Source organism: Candidatus Avelusimicrobium sp., from assembly GCF_051874775.1.
GTDB lineage: Bacteria > Elusimicrobiota > Elusimicrobia > Elusimicrobiales > Elusimicrobiaceae > Avelusimicrobium.
This window is the reverse complement of the sequence record NZ_JBJEGE010000039.1, coordinates 20771-27879: the sequence shown is the minus strand read 5'-3', so window position 1 is coordinate 27879 and position 7109 is coordinate 20771. Positions and strand designations below refer to the sequence as shown.

At 48.9% G+C, this 7109-nt stretch carries 6 protein-coding genes; 3 read left to right on the top strand and 3 right to left on the bottom strand.

Annotated elements, in window-relative coordinates; all coding sequences use genetic code 11:
• The 3 genes from ACI351_RS08100 to ACI351_RS08090 all read left to right on the top strand — a co-directional run.
• On the top strand, positions 1-882 hold an 882-nt coding region (locus ACI351_RS08100; RefSeq protein ID WP_439734741.1), incomplete at its 5' end, for an NADH-ubiquinone oxidoreductase-F iron-sulfur binding region domain-containing protein.
• 17 nt (positions 883-899) lie between these two features.
• Entirely contained in the window at positions 900-2636 is a 1737-nt protein-coding gene (locus ACI351_RS08095) for a [FeFe] hydrogenase, group A (protein ID WP_439734740.1), read from the top strand.
• 343 nt (positions 2637-2979) lie between these two features.
• On the top strand, positions 2980-3615 hold the full coding sequence (locus ACI351_RS08090) for a type IV pilin protein (RefSeq protein WP_439734739.1): 636 nt from the start codon (positions 2980-2982) through the stop codon (positions 3613-3615).
• Here the strand turns inward: ACI351_RS08090 and ACI351_RS08085 are convergent.
• Genes ACI351_RS08085 through ACI351_RS08075 form a run of 3 tightly spaced genes read right to left on the bottom strand, consistent with a single transcriptional unit; the run spans position 3612 to position 7089 of the window.
• Positions 3612-4247: a thiamine diphosphokinase gene (locus tag ACI351_RS08085; protein WP_439734738.1), complete on the bottom strand. Its 636-nt coding sequence runs from the start codon at positions 4245-4247 to the stop codon at positions 3612-3614. The two genes, ACI351_RS08090 and ACI351_RS08085, sit on opposite strands and share 4 nt — an antisense overlap.
• Complete coding sequence (locus ACI351_RS08080) at positions 4213-5640, bottom strand: sodium:solute symporter family protein (RefSeq protein ID WP_439734737.1); 1428 nt, start codon at positions 5638-5640, stop codon at positions 4213-4215. Before ACI351_RS08080 ends, ACI351_RS08085 begins: the two co-directional genes overlap by 35 nt.
• Positions 5641-5694: 54 nt before the next feature.
• Entirely contained in the window at positions 5695-7089 is a 1395-nt protein-coding gene (locus ACI351_RS08075; RefSeq protein ID WP_439734736.1) for a YfcC family protein, read from the bottom strand.
• Positions 7090-7109: the final 20 nt, after the last annotated feature.

Here is a 7109-nt window from a genome sequence, read left to right as displayed (position 1 = left end):
GGTTTGTTCGGCAAACCCACGGTCATCAATAACGTGGAAACGTTAGCGACCGTCGCCAAAATTTTGGAAATGGGCGCGGAAGAGTTCCGCAAAATCGGCACGCTTGGCAGCCCGGGCACCAAAACATTCGCCGTTACGGGGCACATCGCCAACACGGGGCTCGTGGAAGTGCCCATGGGCACCACGCTGCGCCAGGTGATTGACGACGTGGCCGGAGGTACCACCAACGACGACGGCACCGTTAACAAAGCCGCCTTCAAAGCTGCGCAAATCGGCGGTCCTTCCGGTGGATGCCTTACCAAAGAACATTTGGACTTACCGCTTGATTTCGATTCCTTAAAATCTGCGGGTGCGATGGTCGGTTCCGGCGGCTTGGTCGTGATGAACGACAAAACCTGTATGGTAAACGTGGCACGCTTTTTCTTGGAATTTACCCAACGCGAATCGTGCGGCAAATGCGTGCCGTGCCGCGAAGGTACGGAGCAGATGCTTACAATGCTTAACGACATTGTCGAAGGCCGCGCGACGCTCAAAACGCTCGAAAACCTGGAAGACCTGGCCAAAGCCGTGCAGAAATCTTCTCTTTGCGCGCTTGGCAAAACGGCGCCGAATCCGGTGCTTTCCACGCTTAAACATTTTAGAGAAGAATACCTCGCCCACGTGGTGGACAAACGCTGCCCCGCCGGAGTGTGCAAGGCATTAGCGCGTTTTGAAATTGCAGCCGATAAATGCAAAGGCTGCGGTATGTGCAAACGTGCGTGCCCGGTACAGGCTATCAGCGGCGAAGTGGGCAAACCGCACCACATCGACCCTAAAAAGTGCATCAAATGCGGCGGATGTAAATCCACCTGCAAATTCGGCGCGGTCACAGTAGGCGCGTAACCACGGGAGAGCGTATTATGGAAAACGAAAACTTTGTAACTATCGAAGGGAAAAGAGTCGCCATCGAAGGCGAAAAAAACCTGTTGGAACTTGTCCGCAAAGCCAATTTCAACATTGTTACGTTCTGCTACCACCCCGAACTGGCCGCCTACGGCGCGTGCCGTTTGTGCTTGGTAGAAGTGAAAGGAATGGGGATTGTAGCTTCGTGCACGGTTGCCCCGAAAGCGGGGATGAAAGTGCGCGTAAACAGCGACGAAATCCGCAAACTGCGCCGCATCAATTTGGAGCTGTTGCTGTCCTCCGGCAACCACAACTGCACGCTGTGTTCCAAATCCGGCAACTGCAAACTTCAAAAGCTTGCCAAAGATTTGGATGTAACGGAAATCCGTTTTAAATCCAAAAAATTGGACAGCCACAAAGATGCTACGTCACCTGCTTTAGTGCGCGACCACAGCAAGTGTATTCTGTGTGGTAACTGCGTACGCATTTGTAACGAAGTGCAGGGTATCGGCGCGATTGATTTTGCGTTCCGCGGGTTCCGCTCCAAAATCGCCACCGCGTTTAATAAAGAGCTTGGCCAAAGCCACGAATGTGTGTCCTGCGGCCAGTGCGCGCGCGTCTGCCCGACGGGGGCGTTAATGCCCAATTCTTCGGAAATCGAAGAAGTTTTTAAAGCAATTAACAATCCCAAAAAGAAAGTGGCCGTACACATCGCTCCGGCTGTGCGCGTGGGCCTTGGCGAAATTTTCGGCCTGCCGCAGGGGCAAAATGTAGACGGGAAAATCGCCGCCGCGCTTCGTATGCTGGGGTTTGACTACGTGTATGATACCGCTTTCGCGGCCGACCTGACGATTGTAGAAGAAGCGACCGAGTTTTTGGAACGCTTCAAAAAAGGCACGAATCTGCCGCAGTTTACCAGCTGCTGCCCCGCGTGGGTCAATTATGTGGAGAAGTTTGCGCCTGAATTTATCCCCAATTTATCTACCGCGCGCTCGCCGATGCAGATGATGGGGCCTGTGTTGAAAGCCGATTTTGAAGACAGAGGCGGCAAACGCGAAGACCTCGTCGTGGTGGCGGTGATGCCGTGTTCGGCCAAAAAATCCGAAGCTAAACGCGGAGAATTCTATGTGGATAACAACCCCGATACGGATTACGTGGTTACTACGGTAGGACTTGCGCGTATGATTAAAGAGGCGGGGATTGATTTCGTCAATTTGGAAAACGAATGGTTTGATATGCCCTTCGGCACCAAAACAGGTGCAGGCGTGATTTTCGGCGCGTCCGGCGGCGTGATGGAAGCGGCGTTGCGTTATGCGCTTGCCGAGTTGGATCCCGCCAACGCACGCAGTGTCAAATTTACGAGCCTGCGCGATAGCAAAGTATTCAAAGAGAAAATTATTACGGTAGGAGATTTAAAAATTCGCACTGCCGTAGTAAGCGGCCTCAAAAACGCGCGTAAACTCTTGGACGACATTAAAGCCGGTAAAAATCAGTACGACTTTATTGAGGTAATGTCCTGCCAAGGCGGTTGTGTGGCCGGAGCCGGACAGCCGCAGTTTGACGGCTGGGCGCCGCGCAAGAAACGCGCCGAGGGCTTATATCAGGAAGATACGGAGCTGGCCTATAAACCGCAGGACAACAGCGGCGTATTGGCGTTGTATGGGCGTATTTTGGACAAGATTGGCGGCAAGGTGGCGCATCAACTGCTGCATACGCACTACAAAGACAAGAAGGACCGCACCGGACAGAAATAAGTATAACGGCTGTTCTTAACTTGCAATTTGCGCACAAGGGATAAGAAATATCTTTTTCTTATCCCTTGTTGCTTACTGGGGCAAGCATTTTCCAAAATCTGTTTTGGTCGTTATTCCCTGCCTTAACCCGTCTATAAAATACGTTCCGTATGGGATAAGCATTTGATTTGTCTGAGCCGCAGGCGAGTTGTAAAATGCGCCGTACGGAACTGAATTTTATGGGTGCGGCAGGGCAGTCTTTTTGGTTCTTTTTCTACTGTTAGAAAAAGATGAAGGAGAGCCTTGACCCGTTTTTTTTTTTGATATCATAGGGATAATTCTGAGTAGTAGGGGGATGTCTCTCATGTATAAAAATACCGTCATGCTGAACTTGTTTCAGCATCCATATCAAAGGGGAAAAAGACTTAATAAACAGCCTGGATTCCGGGTCCACGCCCGGAATGACGGAGGAGAGAAAGGTTTTACGCTGATTGAATTATTAGTCGTTGTCTTAATCATCGGTATTTTGTCGGCCGTTGCGCTGCCGCAGTACCAAAAAGCGGTGGAAAAAAGCCGTGCTTCGCAGGCACTTGCGGTGTTAAAATCAGTTGCTGCGGCGCAAGAGGCGTATTATATGGCTAACGGTACGTATGCCAGAACTTTTGACGAACTGGATATAGAACTCCCATGGAGTGGCACGGAAAAATGGTACAACGAAGGTTCTGATACGCGTTCCAATGGGGAATGGTCTGTGCAGTTGTTGGGGGATTCTGGGGCAAAGGGGGTGTATATCGGTCGATTGAAAGGTAAATATAAAGGCGGCGGATTTGGTTTTTTTCTAGAAAGTACCGGGTATCAAGAAAATATACTTTCGTGTATGGAACGAACAGCCGCAGGCGTAATTTTTGAACAAAATTCGGGGGATTATTGCCAGAAAATTTTTGGCGGCGTATTTGTGTACCAAGGCCAAAGCGGTGCGCGACAATACCGCTTGCCTTAATTTTCTTCTGTGTATACCAACATATAACCCGTTTTAAGGGTAATTTGAAAATATTTTCCCGTCGTTTGGTTGCTTAGACTTCGGCCGGCGCGCGTCCAAGAAAGACGTGCATTAGTCAGCGGATATTTCAGCCCTTTCAGTGTTACGCCCGTACACGTTTTTAGCGGAATCAAACTCACGCGTGCGCCGCGTTTGCACGCAAATTTCCGCATGGCTGCCAAGGGATAAATTGTCCAGTTAGGCGATGCAAAGCAAATCTCTATTTGATTTACATACGGATAGACCGATAAAAAATTGCCGAGCGTAAAATCTATTCTTCCGCCAGTAAACCCGCAAATTACGCATTTTTTGCAGTTGTGTTTTGTCAGATAGTCGAGTGCCTTTTCCAAATCCGTATTATTCTGGTTATCTACAAAAATAAATTTATCGCTGCCTAACCGTTTTTTTGCGGAGGGGGATACGGAGTCTAAATCGCCAATGACGATGTCTGGCATTACGCCGCAGTCCAAAGCGCGGTCGGCCCCGCCGTCGGCCGCTAAAATAAAGTCCGCTTGTTTTGCCTGCGCGCGTAAATAGTCCGCCGGCAAAGTTTCCCCGTTACCGATCAGTAATACATTGGAAAAATTTATCATATTTGCTCCGGCAAAGAATTAAAATAATAAGACTCGTCGCTACACCGATGTAAAACGGGTCTAAGGATTCCAGTAGTTCGTGCTTGGGAATAAATCTCCACGCGGTCATCGCCGCTGCGCTGGTAAGCGAGGAGCGCACAAATAACCGGTCGCTGATGCGGTGCGGCCATAGGTAGCCGGCTAAAATCGGTACTAAGAGACAGGCCGAAAAGTAAGAACCGAGCACCAACCAGATTTCTTTAAAACTTCCTTTAAACAGCTGTGCCATTATAATCGCCAATATTCCCACGATAAAAATAGAGACGCGGTTTGAGAATACCACGTTTCGGAAGCGTTTGCGAAAGAAATCAAAACTTAACGTGTTGGACGAAATGAATAAAAACGAATTAAGCGTGGAAAGAATAATCGCCAGTATACCAGCGACGAAGAAACCTCTAAGCCCGATAGGGAGCAGCTGTACGGAATAGAAAAAATACGCTTGTGCCGGTTCGGCATTAGGCAGGACGGCGCGCGCATATAAAGAACCCGCCGTGGTGCAGAGATCAAAACAAAACCAAATAAAAGTGGAGATGAGCACGCCTTTTTTTACAACGGCCGGACTTTTTGCCGCAAAACACCGTTGGTAGAAGCTGGGATCAATAAGGGCCGACAGCGCGATAAATCCCCAAATCAGCGTATTGGCCCACGAATTTCCGCCTGTAACGGAAAAATGTCCGGCGGGTAAATTGGCTTTTAAAAAGGAGAGCCCGCCAAACGCGTGTAGTGAAAATAAGACGACCAAAAGCACCGCGCCGCACATTACAAAAAATTGTACCAAGTCCGAAAACACGACGGAGCGGAACCCTCCCCACGCCGTATATAAACAGGTAAATAGCGTACCGTAAATCATCCCTTGCAGTACACTGAGCCCAAATACCATATGCAGGAACATTCCTAAACTGAGGACGTAGGCTACGGGCGTAATATAGAAAAACGTGAACACCGCAGCTACTTTGGCTGATTTTGGGCCGAACATCTGGTTAGTTAAATCAGGCAGTGTCATTGAATTAAATCGGGCTATTTTTTCGGCGATGAAAAATGCGAAAATCAAATAGGCCGCGTACCAAAATAATCCTTGCGTGATAAAGTTATAAATGCCGTAATTAAACGTAATTTCGTTTACGCCGAAGATTCCCCCGTACCACGTGGCGACAAGCGTTGCCACAAAGAGCGGGAGCGTCAGTTGCCGCCCCATCAGCAGGTAGTCCAGCGGGGTCATTTCAGCTGTCTGTTTGTTCTTTTTCAGCCGAATATTGCCATACAGCGCTGCGGCAAAGGTAATGCCCAGTACTCCCATAAAAACAAGCCAGTCTGCCCAATGAAAATAAGAAATGGTTTTCAGTTCGCTTAACATTTTTCTTTCCTATGAAAAAGCCCCTTGGGCGTGCCCAAGGGGCTTACGGTTATTTTACCAAATATAGTAAGCCGGAATAAGCAGCAGCATAGAAAGCATAATTAAAATGATTTCAAGCCGCATAAACCATTTTACCCACATCGGGTACGATATTCCCGCCAAGGCAAGTGCTCCCATTGTGACAGGTGCTGTCGGGATAATTGGGTTGCCCCAGCCTTCGCCAAACTGATAGGCCAAAATAACCGTCTGGCGCGATACGTTGACGAGATCTCCCAGCGGAACCATAATCGGCATCGTAAGGACTGCTTGGCCGGAACCGGAGGCGATAAAAAAGTTTAACACTGTTTGAATCACGAACATCGCCTGCGAGGCTAAAATAGGGTGTAAATTTCCCACACTTTGCGTCATCACGTGCAGAAATGTATCCAAAATATGCCCGTTGGTAGCAACGATGACGATGGAGCGCGCCAGCGCCATTAGCACACAGACGCCCATCATCGATTTGGCTCCGTCGATGATAGCGTCGGTGGATTGGTCCAACGTTAGTTTGCCGACGTATGCACAAGCAATCGTTACGCCCAAAAACACAGCGGCGATTTCAATCATATACCATTGGTAGCGGATAACACCGTAAAACAGCACAATCATTCCGGTAAGAAACGACGCAATAACCAACTTGTGCGCGCGGGTCAGCCGGAAAGTTTCATCTACCACTACATCGTTAATGATATTTAATTCAGCGCGTTTTTCAAGGTCCATTTTATATGTCAGGCTTTTGGTGGGATTCTTCCGCACGCGTTCGCCGTACCACGTAAAGAATGCGGCCACTACGGACGTGAAAATGAACCATACGAGCAGACGGTATTGCCAGCCGGAGTACATAGGCAGCTGGGCGATAGTCTGCGCGATACCGACAGTAAACGGGTTAACAAATGCCGAAGAAAACCCCGTAAACGCGCCGATAAACGGAATGGACATTCCGATTACCGTATCATATCCCAGCGATAGCGCAAGCGGAATGAAGATGGGGATGAAAATCAAGGTTTCCTCTTCCATTCCAAATAACGCCCCGCACAGGGAGAACAGAAACATACACACGGGGATAAAAAACTTTTTATATTGGGGCTTACTGGCAAAGAAAAAGCTTACCTTTTTGATCAGCGTGTTGATGGCGCCGGTGCGTTCTATAATCGTAAACAGTGCGCCGACCACCAAAATAAATGCGATGATTTCCGCGCACTGGGTAAATCCTTCCACCGGAGCGGCGAGGATATTACCGATGTTTTGCGGTTCTTTTTCCACGGTGTGGTAGGAACCCGCTACGGCATAGGTACGTCCGTCTGTTTCTATGCGGTCGTATTGGCCGGAGGGGACGATCCACGTCAGTGCGGCCACGAATACCATAATGGAGAACACCAAAAAATAGGTGTTGCACAGCATTTTTTTCATTTACTTTTGTTTTCCTCTTT

Excerpts from the sequence above, each read along its gene's own strand:
- ACI351_RS08095 (WP_439734740.1), top strand. The coding sequence starts at position 900 with ATGGAAAACGAAAACTTTGTAACTATCGAAGGGAAAAGAGTCGCCATC.
- ACI351_RS08090 (WP_439734739.1), top strand. The coding sequence starts at position 2,980 with ATGTATAAAAATACCGTCATGCTGAACTTGTTTCAGCATCCATATCAA.
- ACI351_RS08085 (WP_439734738.1), bottom strand. The coding sequence starts at position 4,247 with ATGATAAATTTTTCCAATGTATTACTGATCGGTAACGGGGAAACTTTG.
- ACI351_RS08080 (WP_439734737.1), bottom strand. The coding sequence starts at position 5,640 with ATGTTAAGCGAACTGAAAACCATTTCTTATTTTCATTGGGCAGACTGG.
- ACI351_RS08075 (WP_439734736.1), bottom strand. The coding sequence starts at position 7,089 with ATGAAAAAAATGCTGTGCAACACCTATTTTTTGGTGTTCTCCATTATG.